Genomic DNA, 25,455 nt, shown 5'->3' on the forward strand with positions numbered 1-25,455 from the left:
TACTTTATTAATTGTAGCGTAATTAAAACAGGAAAAACCCCATAAAAAGCACAGGGAAAATCCATTACAAAAAGGTGATAATTCCTCTTGATTGGTATTAAAATCACTTCTAAATTTGTTACTCCTACAAATTGCTATTTTCTATATCATCGTGTTTTTGAACTGCCACTTTGGGTATACCATTAACCTCTTTATTAATGCAGTTCATCCTAAAAAATTGTAATTATGGAAAAGAAAGTGAAAGGTCAAAAATCATGGTTTAAGGTTCCTTTAAGCTATGAACAAATACCAAAGGAAAAAATTGCACTTATAGGTTTTCTTTTTAACTGTAAAGGCTTATTACTTGCAAGAGAACTCGCTGAAGATAATGTGCTTGTTTTTTCTAAACTAGAAACTAGTAAGTCTCGTAAAACGTCTACTGTTAACCGCCTTGATCAGCTAAGACTATTTATTGCACCTGCAACTGATAAACGTATTGAAAAGGTTACAACTCTTGAAGAACTAGAAAGCTACAAGGCTTATGAGCCAGTGCTTACCGAGATAAAAGGAGGTGCAGTTAAAATTGAACCTATACCAGATGTTCTATCAAAATATTGGCTTTATTGTAAATGCAGAATTAGAGGGACGGTATCAAAATGGTTTAATAATGGACATATTTGGGAAAAGAAGGCTATCTGTAAGGCAAGAGTGCATATTTGCGAGATTGACCATCTACGTTATTGGATTGAACGAATACCAGATCATATCATTGCTAAAATCCCCGATGCAATTTTAAACCCTGATCGTGTAAAGCCATTTCCGAGGCCTATACCAGATCCTCCGCCATTTGAGCGCTTTGATATGTCTTCCATAAATCCTCCAAAACCAATAAATATATTCGACACAAAATCTATAGAAGAGAAAAGGAAACTAGCAACAGCACACTTGCCAGAATTAGGAATTGAGGTAAAACAACAATTGGCTTCTGGAAATCTAAGCTTAATTAGAGCATCCATAGTTAAAAATTATGCCTTATTCCATCCTTGGTTTTGTTTATGGCCTTGGTGGTGGCCTTATTTTTATCGTTGCAAAGAATTAGCTGTTGTAAGAACCGATGCTAATGGTAAATTTGACACAACGATTACCTATTCTTGTTTTGGAGATAAGCCAGACATTTATATCTGGGTAGAATATTTTATCAATGGTGAATGGGTAACTGTATATAGGCCGCCGATTCCATGTTATACGCATTGGAACTACGTTTGCGGTACAAACATCAACATTACTATTACAGATCCAAGAATACCTGGAGACTGCTGTTGTGACTGTCAAATTGCAGGTGATTTAGTCTTTGTTAGAACGATTAGCCGTGGCGCTAGTGTTTCTCATATTCAACAAACAGATCTGCTTCAACCTCCAGCTGGTCAAACGGTACCTTACAATCGTATTGGCCTTACTGATGCTGGCGCAATAGGAGATCCTGGAATATTACCAACAACGGTTGGCGATTATAAACGACCATTTGGTGGAAGCCCTTCATTATATGTTGGCTTCGGTAGTGGTTTGCCAAATAACAATATCTATTATTATCGATGGAGTTATCGCCAGGTAAAAGATGCAGACCTGCTCCCTGTTGCAGATTCGTTTAAACCACTGATTCCAGCTGCTAATAATGCTGAAGTAAGAAAAGGCTATGAATTCGAATATACTGATTCTAATGGTGATGAGCAAATAGGATCGAGCAGTGTGAAATTAGGGCCTTTTACAGAAGGACCTAGTGACCATCTTTATATTATTCCACCACAATCACCAACCGAGGAACCATTTAATATTGATTCGGCATCAAGTCCGCTTTGGAATGAGAGCACCTATAATATGCTTACAATAAGTTTTAACTCTATGAATTTGTCTGATTTTGGGAATGGCTTGTATGAATTCAAGCTAGAATTATTTGACAAAGCCGGAAACTTGCTTCAAGATATTCAAAGGGATACATTTAAAGTTCCTAAATATGACAATGCCAATTTTAGTGAAAATGCACCAGATATCTTACTTGAAAATCCTACCGGAACTTCAATTACCGGTGGCACTGCAGACGCCTATAAAATGCTAATGCGTTTTGATAACCAAGATTGTGGAGCCGACATTTTTACCATTAATGTTAATGGAGCACCTGCCTCTTTAGATTGTTGTGGTTTTGTAAATTACAAACCTGACGGCACCGAGGCAGTTCTTGAAATCACTTTTGAAGCAAAGCATCCTACAAATTTTGCAGTATTTAACTTTGGTGTTGTAAAAGGAACTTGTGGTTCTGTGGGTATTGCAAACGCAAGTGGAATGGTAATAGATAGTGCTGATGGTTACACGCTAGATGCATCAATAGGGAAATATAGTAAGGAGTTTAATCCATCTGAACTACTGAGTGAATGTTATGAAGATGGAGTAGGCAAAGCTGCTTTTGCACAAGACCTTAAGGTTTATGCTATGGCTACCAATGGTTCCACACGAGTAAATAGAGATGATGATGCGAGTGCTGCATTTGCACTAGAACCATAAAATATCATTACTAACATACATTCAAAAGAATATATGTAAAGAATAAGCCCGTAGACAAATCTGTTTGCGGGTTTATGTAATAACTAGCGTACTTTAAAATCATAAATTTAACTCTAAAGTCCCACCGAATAATTAATAACCAACTACAAATACCAGTTTTCTTTAAAGTAAATATTTCATTTAAATCAATGAAATACTTTTTACTCAACGATGTAGGAGGGAAGCATCATACATGTAAAAAGACTAAGAGCTACGTTATAATTTAGATAAAGCATCCAATTTTTTAAAAACAATAACCTTATACATTGTGCTTACAGGTACTTTAGTAGATTCAATAAATAAATGTGTTCTAGTGGCCTTTGTAACCCTATCTAAATTCGCAATGTATGATTTATGCGTGCGTTGAAAATTATCAGATAATAATGTAGTAATATTAATAAGTGTTTCAGAAATAAGGTACATTCTTGAATCTGTAAATATTTTCAAATAATTTCCAAAACTCTGAATGTATAAAATGGATTTAAATGAAATATTAACAGGCATACCATCATGTTTTATTTGAAGCTCTTCATTTCTGCTATGTTCTTTAGATGCTGTGATTCTTGAGGCCGAAACTTTATTTATTGCTTTCAGAAAACGTTCAATTTTTACAGGTTTCAATAAATAATCTACCACACCATAATTATAACTTTCTAAGGCATACTCAGAATATGCCGTGGTTAAAATAACCTTCGGTGGCTTTATCATAGAGCGCAAAATCTCCATACCATTAAGTTCTGGCATTTTAATATCTAGAAAAATGAGGTCAACTTCATTTTGCTGAATGAAATTGATAAATTCATGCGGATTCCCTGTGCTTAATACCAATTCAAAACTGTCAATTTTAGAACAATAATCTTCTAAAACTTTACGAGCTAGTATTTCATCATCTATAATGCCTATTTTAATCATTCATCATTTTTTAATATTCCGCAGTTAATTCAATGGTTAAATTTACGCGATATTCTTTTTCTAGGGCGTCAATTTCTAAAACGTGGGATTTTGGGTATAATAGCTTTAAACGCCTTTTCACATTTTCAAGACCCAGTCCTTCTCTTTTTGATGTAGTAGTCATTGTAGGCTTTGAATTCACTACATAAAAATGAAGTGTGTTATTTTTTATTGAGGCTGAAATATCAATTGTACTACGTTCATTAGTGCTTTGTGCACCATGTTTAATTGCATTTTCAACAAATGGAATTAATAACATCGGGGCAATTCTTAAATCTGGCAAATCTCCTTCAATTAAGAATTCAACAGTGCAACGGTTGCTTAGTCTTTTCTCTTCAAGTAACAAGTAGTTTTCTATAAATTCTAGCTCTTCTTTTAATAAAACAGTGTTTTTTTTAGCACTCTCTAACTGATATCGCATTAATTCTGAAAGCTGCATAACTACATCAGGAGTTTCTGACGATTGCTGTCTTGACAATGAATAAATACTATTTAAGGAGTTAAACAAAAAATGAGGATTCACCTGCTCCTTTAAATAGGTAAGTTCCATTTCTTTTTGTAGTTTTTCCTTCTCATCATTTTTTCTTCGAAATAAGATACTTCTCCTCAGAAAAAATGCAGCCATTCCGGTTCCTGTAGTATAAATAAGGAAAAAGAACATCTTATAGACACCAACCCAACTAGTTGGAGAATACCCTTTTAAGTAAGACGTTAGGAATATGGCTCCAATTAGTAATATACCATATAAAAAGTACTTTCTTTTATCATAAAAAAGCGGAATAAGAATAAAATGGTTGATCCAAATAACCGCCATAATACTTATTGCAAAGCCCAATTGCCATGTATAAAATGCATAATCGCTATCATATTTATCTCTAGATAACCATCCGCCCAATATTTCTAGCATAGCCACCAATAAAAAGGCTCCAATATTAATAAGCAGGGTATTCCGTAAAGACTTTTTCATCATAAACTATGGATGTTATTAGAAACTGAATAAAGATACTATCTTGAAATTCAAAGTAGCACAAATTCTTTATAAAAGACAAATATCTATGATGAAACGATTTCATCATTTAATTTTTGCGTTTATCATATTTAAGATATTGCCCCTGGATTATATTATACTTTTATTCAAATTTTAATTGTGAGTATCTAACTTTTATCGGGTAAAAATTACCAGAAATGCAACAGTTAAAAATTAATAGATTATGAGAAATTCTACAGCGCTATTTTCAGTATTGGTATTCATACTATTTTTCAGTTCTTGTGAAACTGGGAAATCAAAGACTAAAGCAAATGAAACTTCAAATGAAGGAAATTTCTACCTTGGTCAAAAGCCTCCTGGTTTAAAACCAGAACCTTTCGCTCCTGGTTTAGTTACAACAAGTAGTTGGGAAAATTGTGGTGCATTCACTCCAGATTTAAAAGAATTTTATTTCCTCAGAGAAGGAGAAGAAAAAGACGGGAAAAGCAAAATGGAATTAGTGGTTGTTCAAAAAAACAAAAATGAATGGCAAAAATCTGTGGTATCTCCAAGAGTAGGGGCACCATTTATAGCTCCCGATGGAAAAAGAATGTATTTAAGCAGAAAATATAGGGAACGAACCAATAAAGGTGATTGGTCTGAACTAAAAAACCTCGATGCTCCTTTTGACAGCTTACCAACTATGCGTCTTACAGTTTCTGCTAAAGGGACCTATTTTTTTGATGAGTTTAAACGTGACTTTACTGGTGACATTCGGTATTCACGAATTGTAAATGGTAAACGCGAAGAACCAAAACTGCTCAATAAAAAGATTAATACCGGGAGAAGCTTTCATCCTTTTATCGCTCCAGATGAATCCTACTTAATATTTGATAGCACGAGAGAAGATGGATACGGCGACTCAGACATTTATATTAGTTTTCGTAGGCAAGATGGTTCTTGGGGCGATCCTATTAATTTAGGAAAAGAAATAAATACAAAAGCTTGGGAAGCTGTTGCCAGTATTACTCCAGATGGAAAGTATCTTTTTTTTAACAGAAATATGGGGGCGAAAAATTACGTGAATGTAGATATTTTTTGGGTAAGTAGTCAGGTTATAGAAAAGCTAAGACCAAAACAATAACCCAAGGTAAACACACTATTTTAAAAGCTTAAAGAATGAGAAATTACAACCTTATAATTTTAATACTTGTACTTACGCTATTTCTATATGCTTGTAATACTAAAAAACAAAAAGTAAAGGGTAATGATTTTCCAAGCTTAGAGAATCGATATTTTGGTCAAAAACCACCAGGTTTAGTTCCCCAAATTTTTGCTCCAAATATTGTTTCAATTGATGGAAGGTTTGAAGGTACCGTATCGTTTTCTCCTAAGCTCACTGAAATGTATTTTGGAGCTAATAATGAAAACGAAGAAACAGCTATCTATTTCTCAAAGCTTAAAGGTGATAAATGGACTCCCATAAAAAGAATAGGTTTCACGAATGGAAAAAGAAATGAAGAAATGCATCCATATGTGAGTCAAGATGGTAAAAGGATTTATTTCACTGCTTTAGACTCTGCTTTTACAGACGAAAAAATTTGGTATGTAAATCGCTTAGAGGATTCTTGGAGTGAGGCAATTCTACTTGATTCACCAATAAATAACGACTTGGTGTTTTTCCCTAATCAGGCTAAAAACGGGGACCTCTATTATTTCAATTTGTCAAAATTCAAAACATATTATGCACCCAATAGAAATGGTGAATTTCCCGAAATACGGGAAGTTGCACTTGAATTTGGTCATCATGCTTTCATTTCCCCATCTCAAGATTACTTGATAGTAACCGCTCGAAGCGATGAAGGAGATGAAAGAAAGGATAATGATATGTATGTTTATTTCAAAGAGAAAGATGGAACGTGGACAAAACCCATAAATCTTGGGAATACCATAAACAGTAGTTTTAATGAAAAAGGCCCAACCATCACGCCAGACGGAAAGTATTTGTTTTTTGGTAGAGATGAAAGAGATATTGAGCCTGGATTGGCTAATATCTATTGGGTAAGTACAGCGGTTATAGAAAAGCAACGATCAAAAAAATAAAACTGGTATTACCACCAAAACAACCTATTAAGAAAAGTAAACCATTAAAATAAGAAACATGAATACAGCGAAGTTATTAATAGTGTTATTTGCTATTTCGTTACAAGCCGCCTTTGCACAAGAAACTAGCGAAAACCGAAATTTGCAAATGGTGAAAGGATCTTCCTTAGAATTACCTCATACACAAGTAATTCCAATAAAAGACACTAAGAATGAAAGAAACTTTGAACTTTATATAAAACTGCCGAAAGATTATTCAAAGAATAAGAATGTAGACTATCCTGTTATTTATTTCACAGATGCTATGTGGCATATCGAAATACTATCGGCCTCCACAGAATATATGTTAGAAGATGCCATTCTAGTTGGTATTTCATGGGAAAAAGATCTAAAAGGAGAATTAGGGAAATTAGGAGCACATGCCGGCAGATTTAAAAATTACAGTATAACCAAATCAAAAAATCCTGAAATTCAAGCTAAATATCAATTAGGACAAGCCAGCAAGCATTTAGATTTTATTCGAAATGATGTCATTACGTATATCAACAATAACTATCGTACCGATGCAAACAGTCAAACATATTTTGGTTATTCACTTGGGGCAGAATTTGGCGCTTATATATTATTGACACAACCAGATACTTTTAACAATTACATTTTGGGTAGTCCGTCAATTAAAAATGAAGTGGCTTACTTGTCTGAACTAAATACAAAGTTTGGACCATATGAGTCATCAAAGAAAAATTCAAGCCTTAATGCAAATGTTTTTATTACATATGGCTCTTTAGAGCATGAAATGGCTAAACCAATTGATGAATTTGTTAGTTTATTAAAAAATAGAAGAGACAATGGTTTATCGGTTTTAAAAGAAGTGATTGATGGTGATCATCAAACTGCTTTTCCGATGACGGCAGTTCGCAGTGTGACTTGGTTGTCATCTCTTATGAGTCATGTTTCAAGCATTGGTAACGACATCTCATTTTGGGATATTCCACATCTCAATAATGCATTTATCAATACAACACCCGAAGACAGAAAAGATGGGATATCTGTTGATACGTTATCGTTAGATAGCAATCACATAAACTCAATCGTCAAACTTTCTCAAGATATTTTTGATGGAAAGCATGGAAATTATGATGCGCTGCTCATTTCACATAAAAACAAATTAGTCTTTGAGTCCTATTATAAAAAAGGGCGTATCAATTTACCTCATGGGCAAGCATCAGCAGTAAAAGCTTATACGAGTTTGGTTTTGGGTAGGGCTATACAAATGGGATATCTTTCAATGGAAGATTTAAACAAGCCGTTAATTAATTTTCTAAAGGATGTTAATCCTAAAAAATTGACCAAAGGAGCTGAAAAAATCACGCTTCATAAAGCGTTAACCATGCATGGAGGATTGAATATAGACAGAGATACATGGAAAGAGTTTGAGAAAGATTCCGTTCTACTAAAAGGCCAGGGACTGGTTCAGACGCTTCTTGAGCAAAGTAAACCCATAACTTCAGAGTCTCAAACTTATTTGTATGGCAACTTCAATCCAATGTTGGTGATGACGGTCATTGATGCTGTTGTTCCGGGAACGGCTGAGAACTTTATTAAAACTGAGCTACTTGACAAACTTGGTATTACAAATTATAAATGGTCAAATCATGTTAGCGGTTTACCGGAAGCGGGGTGGCGTGCTAGTATTATGTCTCGCGACATGATCAAACTAGGTAATTTGGTTCTCAATAAAGGCAAATTAAAAGGTGAGCAACTTATTTCTAAAGAATATCTTGCTAAAGCCACCGCTGGAATTGTAAAACCTACTCAAGATTGGATACCCAAAGACTATCGCTATGGCTATTTTTGGTATCAAACACCAATAACGATAGGCGACAAAAGTTATAATGCTGCATTTGCTTGGGGAGGCGGAGGACAACGTGTAATAATTATAGAAGAGCTTGATTTAACAATTGTAATTTCTGGTCATGATAGGGAAGATAAAATAATGACACCAATTTCTGAAATTATATTACCAGCCTTTGTGAAGTAAATACAAGCATAGAATATCATAAAGAATAAGTACAGCTTCTGGGGTATTTTACATAACGTAGAATTATAACTTCATAGAAATAGATATATATTGACCAGCACGCCATCATTCTTAAATATAGCTTTATCCACAGGATAAACCAATATTATAAAATGTACTATAATGTTTTGCGTGACGCCTGTCCCGAACTTGATTCGGGATTACTTTGCTTTGGTAAAAGCAATAGTTTCATTTGTTATTTTTCTTTTAAAAGTTTTCTCCTCCAAAGCTATTTTTTACTGAAATTAATGGAACACTTTTTACACGACGACGCAGGAGGGAAGTGTAATGTGTGTGTAATGGGAATAATAGAAAAATACTTAATTTTTATAAAACGGAATTTCTATACTGTTTTTGGTGAATAGTTTTCAACCACAAAATCTCCCCAATCTGCAATAGATTGTAGTATTGGTATAAGTGTTTTTCCTAAATCAGTTAAAGAATATTCTACTTTTAATGGAGGTTTAGAAGTATAAACCTTCCTTTTAATTATTCCATCTTCTTCTAATTTTTTCAGTTGTAAACTTAACGTACGTTCGGTTACAGTTGGCATACATTTTCGTAATTCATTATAGCGTAGAGTTCCATCTATAAGGTGAAACAGGATTACTGTTTTCCATTTTCCACCTATAACTCCCATTGTTAAACTTGCGCAACAAGGGTATTGTTTACCTTTAAATGTATACATTCTATTAGATTTTAATGATTTTTTTGTACTATCCTTTTTGACCGTTATTGTGTAGATGTAAAACTATACTTAATTTTGCAACTATAAAAATTATAGTAAAATTATTTTAACATTAAAATTAAAAAAACATGAGTTATTATTCAGTATTAGACGTAACACCAACAAATATGGATTGGGTTGAAGATTATGTAAAAGTATCAGGAAAAGTTGCTGCAAAATATGGAGGAAAGTATTTAGCAAGAACAGCAACTCACGAACAAATAGAAGGTGATGACCAACCAGCCGCATTACGCATTATTTTAGAATGGCCATCAAAAGAAGCAGCAAAAAACTTTATGAAAGACCCAGAATATATACCACATTTAAAGGCACGTACAAAAGGTTCTGATATATTATACGATTTAGCTGTTACTGAAGAATATAAAGGAGAAACAGGGAAATATTTTGATAATGATAAAGGAAACCCTAAAGGCGTTTTTGGTCCAGCACATCAAGATGCATATAATGATGAAAAAATAAAAGTATTGATTAATAAAACAGAAGAAATAATAAATAAATTATAGAATGAATTTAACAGAAGTATTAAACTGGCGCTATACAACCAAAGAGTTTGACCCAACAAAAAAAATTTCAGAAGAAGATTTTAAGCAATTAAAAACCTTACTTCAAATGAGTCCATCAAGCACTAACTTACAACCTTGGCATTTTGTTATTGCAAAAACCAAAGAGGGAAAAAAGCGTTTTACTAAAGGTACACAAGGCTTTTTTATTTTTAATGAGCCTAAAGTATTAAACGCATCTCATGTTGTGGCGTTTTGTGCTCGTACGTCAGCAGATGATGTATATATGCGCCATTTGGTAAATAAAGAAGACGTAGATGGTCGTTATGCAAAACCAGAATTTAAAGAGCAAACTTATAATGCTCGTAATATCTTTGCAGATATACATCGCTATGATATCAAAGATTTTCAGCATTGGATGGAAAAACAAGTGTATCTTAATATTGGTAATTTTTTATTAGGAGCTGCAACATTAGGAATAGACGCAACGCCAATGGAAGGATTTGATTTAAAGGCTTTTGATGAAGAGTTTGGTTTACGAGAAAAAGGATATACAGCAGTAACTATTGTAGCTTTAGGTTATCGTAAAGATTCTGATTTTAATGCCAAACTACCAAAATCGCGTTTGTCTCAAGACGAAATTCTAACAATTGTATAAACTCTCTCGACCTCATAAAATTTTGGCTAAAACAATAGGAGAGAGGAGCGTCCATATTTTAGGGGTTTAGTAGCTAATATTCTTGGTTTTTCTAAATATTAAATCAAGTTCTTTACAGTCTTGGTTTGTTACAATGTTTCCTAAAATATAGCGTAACGAACCGTACATTGTTTCCAAAATTATATGCAGTCTTGATTTTTTGTTTACTCGCCACTTCGTTGTTTCATAAAGTGGAGCTCGTGAATCTTAAATAAGATTTGCCTTCGGCTAATCTCATTCTTCGATTTCTTTTGCTAAGTTTTCCTCTTTACGCCAGAATAAAAAGCTAAAAGCGTTAAGAATTTTTGAGGCCTTGGAGAAATCGAAGATTCATGAACACCAAAACCAATAATTGATTAGTGAACTAAAATTTAGTTTTTAGCTTTAGGTTTTGTGCAACAAAAATTCCTCATAAAGAGTGTCTTTTTTTGTTTCTTTTTTGGACAAGCAAAAAAGATAGAGAGGTAAATCATGTTAAGTTTAATTTCTATTTAACATAATATCGAAAAGCTAAAGAAAGAATGCTGAATTAGCAGAAGAAAGCAAGCAAGTGAACAGAATTTGTTACGCAGCCACATCGACTGGCCCGAAATTTTAAAAGTACACTGTACTTTGTAAAATCGCGACCTGTTCTGTTGCGAGAAGCTTGTACAAATGCCTTTGAGATTTTTATTGTAGAATTTACGATGCACAATGAATGTTTAAAAAGGAACTAAAAGGATTTGCTTTTTTTTGGTGGCTGCAAGCGATGGAAAATTATAGATACAAATAAACGAACTAGCTGAAGTCTCTGAGAATCTCGTATTTTAAAATTTCTGTACAATAATCTTGTAGAACGCAAAGAAAAGCATGGCCGGTGCGAATCTATTTAGCCGAGCGGCATTGGCGAGGCCAAGCAAAGCGCAGACATAATATTGAATTATGGCTATCAAATAAAACCATAAAGTTTATAAGCCGTAATTTACTTTAACATAATTATAATCGATATAAACCTAAAGGTATTATATCTATAATTATGTGTAAATAGCCTGAAATATGGCTATACGCAAATTACTATATATGTACTATAATTAATATTATGTTAAATTGTTAATTTTGATATGTAAAGTATAATCTCCTCTATCAACTTATTGAGCAATCGGATTTATCATCACATTGATGATATATCCAAACGTACAATCAATAACCATTTCAATAGGATTACTACACTCCATGCAATCTTCAATAAATTGTTGTTTAACTTTATCCGTTTCAACCCAAGTAGAAACTTCATTCCAGCAATAAGGGCAATTAAATTCATGTTCCTTCATAGCTATTCGGTTTTTAGTAAGACTTGTAAGTTTAGCTAATGGTTTAATTTAAAACGAATTAAATCAAATTGTAGTATAACTTAGCACAAAACCAAATCAATCTAATAATATTGGAACTTCACTTTTAGAATCAATCAACCAGCGATCATTATAAACCGATTTATAGATGATTTTATATTCAAATTCTTCAGAAATTAACAAGCTGGCAGCATTTTGAAATACCTCATATCCTTTTGTAGATCCGCCTGCCGTAATGATATTAAATTTGTCTTCAGCCGGTATGGCCAAACCTTTACCAAACTTAGTAACATTCACTATTTCTACACTATCTAGCTCTTTAATTTGCGTTTTTAAAAAGTCTAATATGCTCGTATTATATTCTTTTCCTTTATAAGACATGCTTGTGCTTTCTATGATTGCGGGTCCGAGTCCGTGATTTACAATGTCTAACGATATGGTCTTCTTAAACGCATTATTAGACATATTCATCATTAAATACGGCATTGCAGACAGTTTACTCTGCCTCTCAATAATATTGGTCTGCTTAATAAATATAAACAAGGTAATTATACTAATAAACATTGCCGATAAACTTACGATACGATCTGAAGTCCAAAATTTCTTCTTTCCCATAGCATTAATGGTGTTTCTATTAATAGTTAATTAATTCTTTCAAATCTGCCAGAACTTTATCTTTTGCCAGATACTGTGCCTCTAGTCCTTTTTGAAAAGGAACCGGAGTATTGAGACTCGCTACTCTTTTAACAGGCGCATCTAAATATTCAAAACAATTTTCCATGATCAATGCCGAAATATCACTGGCTACACCTCCAAACATGGTATCTTCTTGCACAATCAAAGCTTTTCCGGTTTTCTTCACTGAAGATATAATTGCTTCAGTATCTAATGGTTGTAGTGATCTTAAATCGAGAACATCTGCAGCGATGGTTTCGCTTTCTAATGCTTCTAATACCCAATGAACCGCTGCCCCAAAAGCAATAATAGAAACATCATTTCCTTCTTTTAATAAAGATGCCTTTCCTAACGGAAGTGTATAATAATCTGTTGGAACTTCTTGTCGGATGCTTCTATACAAGGCTTTATGCTCGAAGAATAATACAGGATTTTCATCTTGAATGGCTGTTGCTAAGAGTCCTTTTGCATCATAAGGAAAAGCAGGATATACTACTTTGAGTCCGGGTGTTTTCGTAAACCAGGCTTCATTTGTTTGGCTATGGAATGGCCCTGCTCCTACGCCTGCTCCACATGGCATTCGAACCACTACATCTGCTTGTTGATTCCAACGGTAATGTGATTTTGCCAATAGATTTACAATCGGATTAAATCCGGAACTCACAAAGTCAGCAAATTGCATTTCTACAACTGCTTTCATACCATTGACTGATAAACCATAGGCTGCCGAAACAATGGCCGATTCACAAATGGGCGTATTTCTAACACGTTCTCTACCGAAGGCTTCTACAAACCCTTCTGTGATTTTAAAAACACCGCCATATTCGGCTACATCTTGCCCCATGATCACAAGGTTTTCATGCCTTTGCATTGCCTGTTTGAGTCCTTGAGAAATGGCATCTACAAAACGAATAGTTTCTATTTCTGAATTAGCATTAACCTCTTGATAATCAAAGTTTTTATAAACATCATTTAATTCAGTAGTTATATCAGGTATTAATTCATTTTCATTATTGGCTAACTGCCAGTTATCATCTATTTCTTTCTTTAATTCTTGTTTTATAGTGCTAATCTGAGCATCGGTAAGAATGGCTTCCTTAAGTAAATAATCTTCATAATTTTTTATTGGATCTTTCTTTGCCCAGGTATCCATAAGTTCTTGCGGAACATATTTAGTACCACTCGCCTCTTCATGACCACGCATTCTAAAGGTTTTGAACTCTAACAATACAGGCCTTGGCTTTTTACGTATACTTTTTACCAATGCATCAACTTTAGTATACACTTCAAGAATATTATTACCATCAATAATATGCGATTCCATACCGTAACCAATGGCTCTATCCGCTAAATCCTTACAATTATACTGTTCTGCGGTTGGCGTTGAAAGTCCATAACCATTATTTTCAATACAGAATAATACAGGCAAGCTCCATACAGAGGCTACATTCAAAGCTTCATGAATATCTCCTTCACTGGTTCCACCCTCTCCTGTAAATACTGCACAAACCTGATTATTATTTTTTAGCTTATTGCCTAACGCAATACCATCGGCAATGCCAAATTGCGGACCAAGATGCGAGATCATACCTACAATTTTATATTCTTGTGTACCGAAATGGAAACTGCGATCGCGTCCTTTTGTAAAACCACTTTCTTTACCTTGCCATTGCGAGAATAAACGGTATAATGGAACTTTACGCGTGGTAAATACTCCAAGATTACGATGCATCGGCAATACATATTCATCATCCTTTAAAGCCGATGTTATTCCTACCGAAATGGCCTCTTGACCAATACCACTAAACCACTTAGAGATTTTTCCCTGACGCAATAAAACCAGCATCTTCTCCTCTATTAATCGAGGGAGCATCATGGCTTTGTATAATTCTTCTAATTTTTCTTGGCTTAACTTATTTCTTTTGTAGTTCATTAAGAGTTAAAAATGTGCAGCTTCAAATGTAACAAAATTAGTTTATGCTACTCTTAAACAAAAAAAAATCTTCTCAAAAAATTGAGAAGATTTACGTTTATAAGGTTATTGACAGATCAAATAATATAATCATTAAATATTTGATGCATCAATCGTTTTTTGTCATTAATAACTTCTTCTAAAGAAATAGAGGTCTCCGTGCGCTGCACACCACTAATATTATCGATTCTAAAGATAATATCTTTTGCATGTTTTGTGTTTTGAGCTCTCAACTTACAAAATACGGTAAACTTACCTGTAGTTAGATGTGCTACAGTAACCTCTGGAATACTTTCTAACTCTTGAATAACACGTGTCGTTAATGAAGAATTTTCAAGTAATATACCCACATATGCTATAAAGGTATAACCCATTTTGTCATAATCTACGGTTAAAGTAGAACCTTTAATTACGCCTTCTTCTTCCATTTTTTTTACACGTACATGTATTGTACCCGCTGATACTAATAATTTTTTTGCAATATCCGTAAACGGAGTTCTTGCATTTTCTATTAGGATGTCCAGAATTTGATGATCGATCTCGTCCATTTTGAATTTAGCCATTATTTTGAGTTTAGGGGATTGTAAGGGTAAAATTGAGGATTATTTTAAAAAAATCCCAAAAAATTAACTTCTTTTTTTAAGAAAACGTTGTAGTTCAGTTCTATCGGCAAACTTTAATTCTTTTTCTTTAATAATTGTATTGGCTCCCATTGCTTTTAAATCTCCAATACATTCAATTTCAGGGTTAAAAACAAGCTTGTTCTCTTCTAATACTTCTTTAAATAAAACGCCAACATCAACGGTCTTTTTCTCTGATTCTAAATAAACATCTTGGTAAATTAGGTCTAAATAGTTTTTTGTGTTGTTTGGAATGTCAAAATAAGGCTTGTGTGAAAGCTTTTCTGGCGAACTTATGTAATTTAATCCTTGCACTAAGGCCATAAAATTATAAGCGCGAACTTTTTCGCGTTTGTAATCATCTTTAAAGTGTCCTGCTTCTATTAAAATGGTATTATGCCCCATTTTCTGAAAATTATCACCGGTTGCAGTAGGATAAAATTCATCTGTATAGCGCCCAATCTGATTCGGAATTAATTGTTGTAATAAGTCATTCATCGCCACAATAACCTTCATTGTTTCCTTTCTTCCTTTGGTAATTTTACGTTTTTCGTCTTGAGAAGGCGCTAAAAAAGATAAAGTTGCTGATTCCATTGTATCACCTACAGTAAAAATGGTACGCTGGTCGTGTAAGTTAAAGCAATATATAGGGTTTACTTCTTTTAAGGTGGACAACAACAACTGACTTTCTGGAGCTTTTTGAGCAATAACATCTCTATTTAGATCAATATTTGAAGCATTAACCCTAGTATAAGCTTCTGCTCCATCAGGATTCAGCATTGGAATAAAGGTAATACTGCATTGATTTAAAATCTGATCTCGTAGCTCTACAAACTCCTTAGGAGCATCAAAAAATTTTAATAAATCAAACAAGGCCTTAGTTCCGGTACTTTCATTGCCATGCATTTGCGACCAAATGAGAACATTTATTGTACCACTACCAATGGTGATCTTATAAATTGGTCTATTTAAGGTAGAAGCTCCTATTTTCTCAAATTTAAAGTTTGCACTTAACCCTTCAATAATTGGTGTAATATGATTTAATGTGATCCATCGATCATATAAAGATGATTGATGATTATCATCATGCCAACGTTGAATTTGTTTAGGGTCAATTGCTATCATGGTGCAAATGTAAATAAAGGAAAGTTTACAAATGTAATTTACAATTGTAATCAAAATTAATTTTCATTCAATTAAAAAATATTAAATATTTAAAAATAAATATTTTATACATGTAATATTTTATATTTCAGTATTTAATGTTATTTTATGTAAAGTGATAAATAACTACAATCTATAATTATTATCCAATTATTAATTCTTGTCTTAACAAAATATTTACATTTGTAATTCAAATATTTTACAAATGATCAATACAGAGAAGTTCGGGCGTCGTTTAAAAAAAGTAATGGATTATTATCAGCTTTCATCAGCGGCTTTCGCAGAAGAAATCAATGTACAGCGCTCTAGTATCTCTCATTTGCTTTCGGGCAGAAATAAACCGAGTCTAGATTTTGTTTTAAAAGTATTAGAACGATTTAAAGAGGTTGAACTCTATTGGTTGCTTAATGGTAAAGGAAGTTTCCCTAAAGCAGAGCAAACAGCTTCTACACTACCACCAACCCTAGAATCACCAAAGCAAGCCAAAAGCGCTTTTAAAGAAACAAAGTCTATTGATCGTATAATCATTTTCTACAATGATGGTACCTTTGAGAACTATATTCCATAAAAAATCCCGCTCGAAGCGGGATTCTATATTTATATGGCGAACGATTAATTAATCTTTATCGATTTTTATATTTAAAAAATCACTTAACTGTTTCAATCCTTGGCTACCATCATCAACGTTTCTAATGCTTGTCATTAGCTTCATAATCTTTTCAGGCTTCATATCATCTCCTAAAACGCGTACTAAGGCAAATCCGGTCTCTTTATCAGAAGCATATACCACTACTTCATCAAAGCTTTCAGTATTTTCATCACCTTCATACTTCACAACCATGCTTTTCCCCTTGTCTTTAACACGCATTAGCTCACTAAACTTATTACTTTTTAAGATTTCCTTTACCTTTTTATTCTCTACCTCATATTCGGCACCATTCGTAGCATTCTTTCTAAAGGCCAACACATTCATCTTTTTTAATGACGATAAAGCTTCTTTCGCATCAGCAGGCACATCATCTTTTAAGTCAATAATACTTGCAGGAATATCTACCGATATAAAGTTCTTATTATCTTGTTTATCTATATAATATTTCTGTAAGGAAGCTTCGCTACCTGCGCATGACACAAGAAGTGTTGCAATACTTACTACTAGGATCGTTAGTTTTTTCATAATTCGTTCTTTTCAAATATCACATCCTGTATAAGGAATGATACTAATTCTTCTTTTTTACCTTTTTTAAGTGCTCTCCACCTTTAATATTCATTTCTTTCGTCAACTTAGAGATTTTGTTTAAATCAATATCTCCTGTAATAGAAACGATCACTGCTTCCGGCTTACGCTCTTCACCATCAATATGCTTACTAAGTCCGTCAACAAACATAAATAACTCTGTTACATGATCTTCATCTCTACCCTCTTTAATGTAAATTTTCACATTTGCATCTTTATCTTTTACACGCATTAATTCAGAAAGTTGCGAAGACGACTTTAGGTAACTTGATACTTTAGCTTTCATTTTAGCTGCAATCGTTGCATTTTCGGTAGCAAATACCTTTAGGCTATTTAAATTTCTAATTAAGTTGATATATTCTTGTGCTTCTTCATCTTCACTGCTTACATCTATTTGTGTTAATAGCTTAAAAGCACGTTTATTAATCACTACAGAAGACACATCATCCATATCTTCAAAAGCATCAAAAGACGATTGCGAAAAAGCAAACAGTGGTAATAATGCTAATGAGAATGCTATAATTAATTTTCTAGTATTCATTTTTATGTATTTATTAGTATTCATGATTTCTATTTTTTTGTTTTTAAAATTTTGTTTTGGGCTTTATCAAATTCACTCAATCCGGCAATAGCAACACTTTCTCCTTTATTTAGATTTTCAGAAATAAGTTGGAATGCCTTTTGGGTTTCTAGTAAAGCCATTCTGGCTTGCTGTTCTTCTTGCACAGATAACCCTACAGAAGAACGTTGTACAGAATAAACGCTAAATAATAATACTACGGCAGCCGCTACAGATAACCATTTCCAATTCGAGCTTCTAGGTTTTAAAGGAATGGTCTTTGTAAAACGTTCTGCTTTACTTTCGCCGAAATAAGCAAATAATGCTTGATATTCATGTAAATGAGGTGCTATAGTGTCTTGTGCGAAATAATCTTGCAATATAGCTTCTTCTTGAACTGAAGTTTCAGCTTCTAAGTATTTTTCGAGTAACTTTTCTATGTTAGCTAATTCCATACTTATGTTGTTTTATGAGTTGTTCTCTAATTGTTTTTCTTGCTCTTGATAGCGCAACACGCACTGCTGTTGGTTGTAAGTCAAGAATCTTGCCAATTTCTTCGTATTCATATTGCTCAACGTCTCTAAGCTGTATGATCAACTTTTGTTTTTCTGGCAAATTCTTTATCAATTCATGCACTTTATTAACACTATCTTGCAACTCTAGTTTTCGCTGTAACGAAACCGAGTCATCTTTATAATTACTATGTACTAAGGTTAAATTATTTGATCTTTTAGCTTTTAATTGATCTAAACAATAATTCTTGGTCATAGTCATCGCAAAAGCCTCTACATTTTTATAATCTTTAAGCTTTGCTTTGTTCTTCCAAAGTTTTAGATAAAGCTCTTGGGTAGCATCTTCAGCTTCGTCTGTAGAAACCAATAACCGTTTGGCTAATCTAAAAACCTTGTCTTTTAAGGGTAAAACTGTATTTAAAAATTCAGTTTGTTTCATAGTTTGGTTTGATTCTTGATACAAGCTTTTTTATCGTATCTCAACCTTACGACGAGCAAGTTACAATTTTGTTACACGCTGTAATAAATTTTGTTAAATTGCGACTTAATTTAAATACATATATAAACGACAAGAATTATGAAGAAAGCTTTTTTAGCCTTATTGTTTCTAGGCCTATTTGTTATCAGTTGTAGTGAAGATGATAGCACGCCTGAACCAGAACCAGCACCAAGCGTAACACTAAATGATCCGGTAAGTGATTTTATTTGGAAAGGAATGAATCACTGGTACTTCTGGCAATCTAGTATTCCAAATTTAGCTGACACAAAAGATGATGTTCAAGATGATTACTACACCTATCTAAATGGGTTTTCTAACTCTGAACAACTTTTTAATAGTTTAAAATTTTCTGCAGATGATTTCTCATGGTATATCCCTGATGTAGATGCGCAGTTAAATTCTTTTAGAGGAATCTCAGAATCTTATGGTATTAGACTACCAAGTCATATTGTAAGAGAGAATCCATCTAGCGACAATATAGTTATTTATGTAGCTTATGTTGTACCAGGATCTCCTGCAGATAATGCTGGGATTGTTCGTGGTGATCTTATATATAAGGTAAATGGCACCTTACTGAATACAAGTAACGCCTCATTAATTAATAACATTTTTAGTGAACCAACTATTGAATTAGGTATTGGTAGTATTGAAAATGGCGCTGTAGTGCCAAAGTCTGATGCATCATTAACTGCTGTTTTACTTTCTGAGAACCCTGTACATTATTCATCAGTAATTGAAGAAGGCGGTAAAAAGATCGGTTATTTAGTATATAATGGCTTTAGAAGTACATTCCACCCAGAATTGAACGACGCATTCGCTGATTTTAAAAGTCAAGGTATTGATGAATTAATTTTAGATATGCGCTACAATGGTGGAGGCTCTGTATTAACTTCGGCTTACCTATCAAGTATGATTGATGGCAGTAAAGCAGACGGAAGTGCTTTTGCGAGTTTAACATACAATGAAAAAAGAAATGCTGAAAATGGTGTTATCTACCCATTCTTTGATCAGGCCGCAATATTCGATAAGCAAACAGGCGATTTTACAAATACATTTGTACCAATTAGTCGTTTAACGAGTTTAAATAGATTGTATGTATTAACCTCTAGACGTACGGCATCAGCAAGTGAGATGATTATTAACGGATTAAGGCCTTCAATGCCTGTAATTACGGTTGGCACAACTACAGTAGGTAAAAATGAGGGATCGATTACTGTTGTTGACGCTCCTGGCACAGCAGATAATGAACCGTATACTAATTTAGATGGAAGAAGCACTAGCCATACCATTGGAATGCAGCCTATTGTTTTTCAAATCTTCAATAGCTTAAATCAAAGTGATTATGCAGATGGATTCCCTGCAGATATTGCAGTAGACGAATTAGATTACTTCGACAATATCTTACCCTTTGGTGATACAAATGAAGTACAGCTTAGAGCCGCATTAAATCATATAAGCGGAGCTGCTGCGAAGTCTCAAATTCAACCACGCAAGAAAGTTCAATTATTTGAAAGTGTAAATCAAGGAAGGTTCTCAGATGAGATGTATATCTTACCTGGTGAAGAAGATTTTGCACAGTAATTGATAAAAAATATTTTTAAAAAGCTGCCCTTCCCGGCAGCTTTTTTATTTTTACAGCATGCGAATTGATAAATACCTTTGGGCTACGCGTTATTACAAAACAAGAAATCAAGCAGCTACTGCTTGTAAAAAAGGTCAGGTGCGCATTAATGACCTCGTTATTAAACCGGCAAGAGAGGTTTATATAAGTGATAAAATAAGTCTGCGGAAAAATCAAATTAATTACCAATTTGAGGTTATAGACATCCCTCCTAACCGCGTTGGAGCAAAACTCGTTGATTTATATCGAAAAGATATTACACCTAAAGAAGCTTTTGAAAACCAAGAATTATTAAAACTTGCAAAAGATTATTATCGTAAAAAAGGAACCGGCCGACCAACTAAAAAAGATCGAAGAGATCTTGAGGATTATACAGATTTAGATTCATAACATGTTAAAGTGTATTTTACTTTGTTTGAATTTATAAATTCATGTACTTTTGATAAAAGAATCACTTTAAATGAGTAAATCTATTATTCTTACCAACCAAGAAATTGAGCATAAAATACGTCGTATCGCTTTTCAAATCTATGAAAGTAATTCTAATAATAAGGAAATAATTATTGCTGGTATTTCAAAAAATGGATTTGTTCTAGCTACGCAATTAAAAAAGGTATTAGATGAAGTTTCTGACTTAAAGTCAACCTTATGTGAAGTATTTGTTGATAAACAAAACCCCATTAACCAAATTACCACTTCATTAGATACCAATGCCTATAAAAATAAATCATTGGTTCTTGTAGATGATGTATTAAACTCTGGAACAACTTTAATGTACGCTATAAAGCATTTCTTAGAGGTACCATTAAAACAATTTAAAACGGCTGTTCTCGTTAACAGAAATCATAAGAAGTACCCTGTAAAAGCAGATTTTAAAGGGATCAGTCTTTCTACCTCTTTACAAGAGCACGTAACTGTAGAATTCTCTAAAAAAGAGGCTACTGCTTACTTAACATAATTTCTTCAACCACTTGTTCTGTGTTTTTATTATCGGTGGTAATCGTATGGTCAGCCATTTCGTAGTAATGTGAACGTTCAAATAAGTGCTTCGCTATAAACTCTTTTAAGTCGTTGTTATTAATATCTTTAATCAACGGTCGTTCCTCCTTTTGAGTTGCCAATCTTTTATATAATTCTAACATCGAAGCCTTTAAATAAATCGAAGTAGCGTATCTATTAATGATTGTTATATTATTGGCATAACAAGGAGTACCACCACCAACTGCAAGTATCATTTTTCTGTTAGAAGTTAATATTTCTTCTAAAGCCTTGTTTTCCAGTTTTCTAAAATAGATTTCCCCTTTTTTATCAAAGATAGAATTTATGCTATCATTCTCTTTTTCAGCAATATAATGATCTAAATCAACAAAATCAATGTTGTATTTTTCGGCGAGTATTTTTCCTATAGTAGATTTACCACTTCCCATATAACCCAATAAAACTATCTGCATAAAAAACTGATTTTTAAGTCGGTAAAAATTTTCGCAAATATCTAACAAAAATTATTATTATTTTACTTGTATAATTAATATTAGATAGTATCTTTGCATCCGAATTTTGAATGACCTGGTAGCTCAGTTGGTAGAGCATCTCCCTTTTAAGGAGAGGGTCCTGGGTTCGAGCCCCAGCCAGGTCACAATTTTTAATTAAAAAGTTAAGCTAAATCGCTTAACTTTTTTAGTTTTACAGCACTTCTTACTATATGCGCACGTGGCGGAATTGGTAGACGCGCTAGGTTGAGGGCCTAGTGACCGTTTAGGTCGTGGAAGTTCGAGTCTTCTCGTGCGCACAAAATCTTTTCATTAATTTCATTTTCATAAATAAAACAGGAAAAATCCTATAGAAATACAGGATATTTCCTCTTGATTTGAATTCATTCGATTTCTACATTATAAACCGTAATTCTTTGCTAATCTTTAAAATTCAAATAAAATGAAAGCTGCAGTTATATTATTATTGTTATGCTTCTTACTAACTAATTGTGAGAACTGCGAGAATAAAGAAATTCTTGACCTTAAAAAAGAAAATACGAGCCTTAAAGCTGAAATTAAAGCAAAAGATTTAGAAGTAGCTGAATATAATGCGATGCTCTTATCTTATCATAAGGCTACAAAAAAAACATTGATGAGTTTGAATATTCATGATTCTATGCTTGAGTTTTTTAATTCTCCCGAGTTTTGGGAAAAAATTGGTGACGGGAAAGTTAGAGTTCCAAGATTACCACCAGGTGGTGATTTACCACCGCTTCCCTGCGAAAAAATTTGCGATCAGCATTATGCATCAAGTAAAAGTGATTGTGATGATGGAGATTTAAGATGTTTGGCAATCGCAGCATTAGATCGATTTAAGTGCCATTATCAATGCGCATATCCAATATTTACCGAAAATTTTACAAAAACAAATAAAGCGCGTTAAATTAATAAGTTCAAGATAACAAGGTTTAAACAAGAACGACTCAAAAGAAAAGCACTTGTCTCCTATTTTCCTCAATTTTGGTTATACGTTGATAAATTATTGGGTTCAAGTGCTATTTAATTAAAAAGCTAGAGTCGAAACTCTAGCTAAAACAAAATATTAAGTCAATCAACCTTCAGAAAGAAGGGTAATGACAGATTAAAAGTAAGAAAAAAGAAAGAGTTATCGCATCTGCTTTCTACCAGTTTAGTAAAATGACACCTAAAAACCATTAGGAATGACGCTTCATTTCTTTTCGTGCTAAGAGGTTTTTAGCATTAACAAAACGCTACTGCACTACTGCTATAATCCAAAACAATAGCACGCCCTGTAAGTTTTTCAACTTTTCCTTACTAATTAATTATGGTATCCTTTTTGTATTATTTTAACAGATAATTACTGAATAATTAGTATCATTGCCCATGCAAAAAAAGCTACTTCTAACATTATTTCTTAGTATACTTGGCCTGTCTTTGTATGCTCAAAATGAAGTTACACAAGACTCTATTAAGAAGTTAAAAGGTCGTATTATTAGTGTAACCGACCAACAACCTTTACAAAGTGCACATATCTTAAATCTTAATTCGGTTGTAGGTACTACCACTAATAGAGAAGGAAAATTTGAAATCACAGCGCAAGCTAACGACACCGTTTATATATCTTATGTAGGATTTCAATCTATTAAATTAAAAGTGACCAAAGATTTATTAAAAGGTCATGAACTGGAGATTGCTATCCATGAAAAAACAGTGAACATAGATGAAGTAACCATAAAAGCTCATAAACTTATTGGTGTTTTAGTTGTAGATGCCGCTAGTGTTCCGCTCGATAAATTTAATAGAATTAAAATTGAAGGACTTCCACAAGCTTATGAAATAGGTAGGCCTACAGGACAAGAATATACATCCGCTCTAAACGCCGTTTTTAATCCCATTGACTTTTGGTATAATAAACTTGGAAAACGCCCTAAACAGCTCCGTAAGCTTAAAAAATTGAAACAAGAAGATAAACTTCGCGGTATTATGGAAGAAAAGTTTAGTCGTGAGATCTTGATGGAGTATATGGATATGAGTAGAAAAGATCTGAATGATCTTTTAAAAGAATGTAATTATTCTAATCGTTTCATAAGAAAAGCAAGCGATTTACAGGTAATTGAGGCTATACTCGAATGCTATGAAAGTTATAATGCTTTAAAACAAGGCAAAGTAAAAAAAGAAGTAATTCGAATTAATAACGAAAAACAAGAAGATTAATCTTGACCAATACTAAATGTCATTTCGAACGAAGTGAGAAATCTATCGCTCGAAATGACATTTTTTATGCAATAATTTATTAGTTGTTCCCTAAAATAAGTGGCATACCATCTTTACCACTTCCTACAACTACAACCTTCGCATTTGGTGACTCAGACAATTTTAAAGTAGCCTCTATACCCTTATCTTTTAAAATTTTGTCGGTTAGCGAAGCACTTAATATTTTATTCGCATCAGCTTTACCTTGTGCTTCTATTCGTTGCTTTTCAGCTTCTTTCTGAGCGGTAACAAGTCTAAATTCATATTCTAAAGATTCTTGTTCTTGTTTTAATTTACGCTCAATTGCTTCTTTAATAGTAGGTGGTAGTGTTACATCTCTTACTAATACCTCGTTTAATTGTACATATTGCTTTTCCAAGATTTTCTTAGTTTCTGCAAATATTTCATCTTGTATAGCATCTCTTTTACTTGAATACAGTTGTTCTGGCGTATAACGGCCTACAACACTACGCGCTGCACTTCTAATAGCTGGCTGTATAACACGTTGTAAATAATTTTCTCCAAGAGTTTGGTGTAAATTACCTAAGTCATCATAAACGGGTTGATACCAAGCAGAAGCATCAATTTGAATTTCTAATCCGTTAGAAGACAATACCTTCATTTTCTCAAAAAGCTCTTGTTGTCTAACTTCATATACATGCATGTCGTTCCAAGGAGCAACTATATGAAATCCTTCACCATATGTCTGGTCGGTTACTACACCACCTCCAAATGTTTTATATAAAACACCTGCCTCACCCGAGCCAATAGTCACCGCTGACTTAGTAAAGAGAAAAATTGTAATTATTCCTAAAATAATAATTGGTAATCCTAATTTTGGAAACCTTAATTGTGTATTACTCATAATTTTCGTTTTGTTATTCTTTCAAATTTACAATTAAAAC

At 33.4% G+C, this 25,455-nt stretch carries 26 protein-coding genes and 2 tRNA genes; 14 read left to right on the plus strand and 14 right to left on the minus strand.

The genetic code is table 11. The features are described from left to right. Positions 1-225: 225 nt before the first annotated feature. The gene (locus tag AC1EUU_RS03340; protein WP_480199956.1) at positions 226-2,535 is read left to right on the plus strand and encodes a hypothetical protein; all 2,310 of its coding nucleotides are present in this window, start codon (positions 226-228) and stop codon (positions 2,533-2,535) included. Positions 2,536-2,790: 255 nt separating this feature from the next. Here AC1EUU_RS03340 and AC1EUU_RS03345 read toward each other — a convergent pair whose 3' ends face one another. Both AC1EUU_RS03345 and AC1EUU_RS03350 read right to left on the minus strand, forming a co-directional pair. Then, positions 2,791-3,486, minus strand: coding sequence for a LytR/AlgR family response regulator transcription factor (locus AC1EUU_RS03345; RefSeq protein ID WP_480199957.1), 696 nt, complete (start codon positions 3,484-3,486; stop codon positions 2,791-2,793). A gap of 10 nt (positions 3,487-3,496) precedes the next feature. Beyond that, positions 3,497-4,495, minus strand: coding sequence for a sensor histidine kinase (locus tag AC1EUU_RS03350; protein WP_480199958.1), 999 nt, complete (start codon positions 4,493-4,495; stop codon positions 3,497-3,499). Between the two features lie 241 nt (positions 4,496-4,736). On the opposite strand from AC1EUU_RS03350, the gene AC1EUU_RS03355 reads away from it, so the two are divergent. Genes AC1EUU_RS03355 through AC1EUU_RS03365 form a run of 3 tightly spaced genes read left to right on the plus strand, consistent with a single transcriptional unit; the run spans position 4,737 to position 8,636 of the window. Further along, positions 4,737-5,636, plus strand: coding sequence for a TolB-like translocation protein (locus tag AC1EUU_RS03355; protein ID WP_480199959.1), 900 nt, complete (start codon positions 4,737-4,739; stop codon positions 5,634-5,636). Positions 5,637-5,671: 35 nt separating this feature from the next. Next, positions 5,672-6,595, plus strand: coding sequence for a hypothetical protein (locus tag AC1EUU_RS03360; RefSeq protein ID WP_480199960.1), 924 nt, complete (start codon positions 5,672-5,674; stop codon positions 6,593-6,595). A 58-nt stretch (positions 6,596-6,653) separates the two neighbouring features. After that, positions 6,654-8,636, plus strand: coding sequence for a serine hydrolase (locus AC1EUU_RS03365; RefSeq protein ID WP_480199961.1), 1,983 nt, complete (start codon positions 6,654-6,656; stop codon positions 8,634-8,636). 382 nt (positions 8,637-9,018) lie between these two features. Here the strand turns inward: AC1EUU_RS03365 and AC1EUU_RS03370 are convergent, their stop codons facing one another. Beyond that, the gene (locus tag AC1EUU_RS03370) at positions 9,019-9,363 is read right to left on the minus strand and encodes a winged helix-turn-helix transcriptional regulator (RefSeq protein WP_480199962.1); all 345 of its coding nucleotides are present in this window, start codon (positions 9,361-9,363) and stop codon (positions 9,019-9,021) included. Positions 9,364-9,491: 128 nt separating this feature from the next. On the opposite strand from AC1EUU_RS03370, the gene AC1EUU_RS03375 reads away from it, so the two are divergent. Both AC1EUU_RS03375 and nfsB read left to right on the plus strand, forming a co-directional pair. Then, complete coding sequence (locus AC1EUU_RS03375; protein ID WP_480199963.1) at positions 9,492-9,926, plus strand: DUF1330 domain-containing protein; 435 nt, start codon at positions 9,492-9,494, stop codon at positions 9,924-9,926. Position 9,927: 1 nt separating this feature from the next. Beyond that, a complete protein-coding gene (gene nfsB, locus AC1EUU_RS03380) occupies positions 9,928-10,581 on the plus strand; it encodes an oxygen-insensitive NAD(P)H nitroreductase (RefSeq protein WP_480199964.1) in 654 nt (217 codons plus the stop codon). A gap of 1,166 nt (positions 10,582-11,747) precedes the next feature. Here nfsB and AC1EUU_RS03385 read toward each other — a convergent pair. The 5 genes from AC1EUU_RS03385 to AC1EUU_RS03405 all read right to left on the minus strand — a co-directional run bounded on the left by AC1EUU_RS03385 (position 11,748) and on the right by AC1EUU_RS03405 (position 16,340). Next, the gene (locus AC1EUU_RS03385) at positions 11,748-11,930 is read right to left on the minus strand and encodes a zinc ribbon domain-containing protein (protein WP_480199965.1); all 183 of its coding nucleotides are present in this window, start codon (positions 11,928-11,930) and stop codon (positions 11,748-11,750) included. Between the two features lie 96 nt (positions 11,931-12,026). Continuing rightward, the gene (locus AC1EUU_RS03390) at positions 12,027-12,563 is read right to left on the minus strand and encodes a hypothetical protein (RefSeq protein ID WP_480199966.1); all 537 of its coding nucleotides are present in this window, start codon (positions 12,561-12,563) and stop codon (positions 12,027-12,029) included. A 19-nt stretch (positions 12,564-12,582) separates the two neighbouring features. Then, on the minus strand, positions 12,583-14,556 hold the full coding sequence (locus tag AC1EUU_RS03395; RefSeq protein ID WP_480199967.1) for an alpha-ketoacid dehydrogenase subunit alpha/beta: 1,974 nt from the start codon (positions 14,554-14,556) through the stop codon (positions 12,583-12,585). A gap of 116 nt (positions 14,557-14,672) precedes the next feature. After that, positions 14,673-15,158 carry an Lrp/AsnC family transcriptional regulator gene (locus AC1EUU_RS03400; protein ID WP_480199968.1) on the minus strand — a complete coding sequence of 162 codons (486 nt, stop codon included), beginning with the start codon at positions 15,156-15,158 and terminating at the stop codon, positions 14,673-14,675. A 63-nt stretch (positions 15,159-15,221) separates the two neighbouring features. Beyond that, on the minus strand, positions 15,222-16,340 hold the full coding sequence (locus tag AC1EUU_RS03405; protein ID WP_480199969.1) for a M14 family zinc carboxypeptidase: 1,119 nt from the start codon (positions 16,338-16,340) through the stop codon (positions 15,222-15,224). A gap of 244 nt (positions 16,341-16,584) precedes the next feature. Here AC1EUU_RS03405 and AC1EUU_RS03410 point away from each other — a divergent pair, with 244 nt between their 5' ends. Next, positions 16,585-16,947 carry a helix-turn-helix domain-containing protein gene (locus AC1EUU_RS03410; protein ID WP_480199970.1) on the plus strand — a complete coding sequence of 121 codons (363 nt, stop codon included), beginning with the start codon at positions 16,585-16,587 and terminating at the stop codon, positions 16,945-16,947. Positions 16,948-16,995: 48 nt separating this feature from the next. Here the strand turns inward: AC1EUU_RS03410 and AC1EUU_RS03415 are convergent, their stop codons facing one another. The 4 genes from AC1EUU_RS03415 to AC1EUU_RS03430 are packed head-to-tail and all read right to left on the minus strand — an operon-like array spanning position 16,996 to position 19,123. After that, positions 16,996-17,553 (minus strand): DUF4252 domain-containing protein, encoded by a 558-nt coding sequence (locus AC1EUU_RS03415; protein ID WP_480199971.1) that lies wholly within the window; start codon positions 17,551-17,553, stop codon positions 16,996-16,998. A 43-nt stretch (positions 17,554-17,596) separates the two neighbouring features. After that, positions 17,597-18,154, minus strand: coding sequence for a DUF4252 domain-containing protein (locus AC1EUU_RS03420; protein WP_480199972.1), 558 nt, complete (start codon positions 18,152-18,154; stop codon positions 17,597-17,599). Between the two features lie 29 nt (positions 18,155-18,183). Further along, on the minus strand, positions 18,184-18,627 hold the full coding sequence (locus AC1EUU_RS03425) for a hypothetical protein (RefSeq protein ID WP_480199973.1): 444 nt from the start codon (positions 18,625-18,627) through the stop codon (positions 18,184-18,186). After that, positions 18,614-19,123: an RNA polymerase sigma factor gene (locus tag AC1EUU_RS03430; RefSeq protein ID WP_480199974.1), complete on the minus strand. Its 510-nt coding sequence runs from the start codon at positions 19,121-19,123 to the stop codon at positions 18,614-18,616. Before AC1EUU_RS03430 ends, AC1EUU_RS03425 begins: the two co-directional genes overlap by 14 nt. A 138-nt stretch (positions 19,124-19,261) precedes the next feature. Between AC1EUU_RS03430 and AC1EUU_RS03435 the strand changes: the two genes are divergently transcribed. The 3 genes from AC1EUU_RS03435 (at position 19,262) to AC1EUU_RS03445 (ending at position 21,762) form a co-directional block, all read left to right on the plus strand. Then, positions 19,262-20,764 (plus strand): S41 family peptidase, encoded by a 1,503-nt coding sequence (locus tag AC1EUU_RS03435; RefSeq protein ID WP_480199975.1) that lies wholly within the window; start codon positions 19,262-19,264, stop codon positions 20,762-20,764. Between the two features lie 58 nt (positions 20,765-20,822). Next, complete coding sequence (locus AC1EUU_RS03440; RefSeq protein WP_480199976.1) at positions 20,823-21,194, plus strand: RNA-binding S4 domain-containing protein; 372 nt, start codon at positions 20,823-20,825, stop codon at positions 21,192-21,194. A 70-nt stretch (positions 21,195-21,264) separates the two neighbouring features. Beyond that, complete coding sequence (locus tag AC1EUU_RS03445) at positions 21,265-21,762, plus strand: phosphoribosyltransferase domain-containing protein (protein ID WP_480199977.1); 498 nt, start codon at positions 21,265-21,267, stop codon at positions 21,760-21,762. Here the strand turns inward: AC1EUU_RS03445 and AC1EUU_RS03450 are convergent. Then, positions 21,743-22,255 carry a shikimate kinase gene (locus AC1EUU_RS03450; RefSeq protein ID WP_480199978.1) on the minus strand — a complete coding sequence of 171 codons (513 nt, stop codon included), beginning with the start codon at positions 22,253-22,255 and terminating at the stop codon, positions 21,743-21,745. The two genes, AC1EUU_RS03445 and AC1EUU_RS03450, sit on opposite strands and share 20 nt — an antisense overlap. 112 nt (positions 22,256-22,367) lie before the next feature. On the opposite strand from AC1EUU_RS03450, the gene AC1EUU_RS03455 reads away from it, so the two are divergent. From AC1EUU_RS03455 to AC1EUU_RS03470, 4 genes are all read left to right on the plus strand, one after another. After that, a tRNA-Lys gene (locus AC1EUU_RS03455) sits at positions 22,368-22,440 on the plus strand. 68 nt (positions 22,441-22,508) lie between these two features. Continuing rightward, positions 22,509-22,593: transfer RNA gene (locus AC1EUU_RS03460), tRNA-Leu, on the plus strand. 143 nt (positions 22,594-22,736) lie between these two features. Continuing rightward, on the plus strand, positions 22,737-23,219 hold the full coding sequence (locus AC1EUU_RS03465) for a hypothetical protein (RefSeq protein ID WP_480199979.1): 483 nt from the start codon (positions 22,737-22,739) through the stop codon (positions 23,217-23,219). A 461-nt stretch (positions 23,220-23,680) separates the two neighbouring features. After that, entirely contained in the window at positions 23,681-24,511 is an 831-nt protein-coding gene (locus tag AC1EUU_RS03470) for a carboxypeptidase-like regulatory domain-containing protein (protein ID WP_480199980.1), read from the plus strand. Positions 24,512-24,590: 79 nt separating this feature from the next. Here AC1EUU_RS03470 and AC1EUU_RS03475 read toward each other — a convergent pair whose 3' ends face one another. After that, positions 24,591-25,415 (minus strand): prohibitin family protein, encoded by an 825-nt coding sequence (locus tag AC1EUU_RS03475; RefSeq protein WP_480199981.1) that lies wholly within the window; start codon positions 25,413-25,415, stop codon positions 24,591-24,593. Positions 25,416-25,455: the final 40 nt, after the last annotated feature.

The sequence above is a fragment of the Maritimimonas sp. 2205BS37-2 genome, assembly GCF_056591755.1.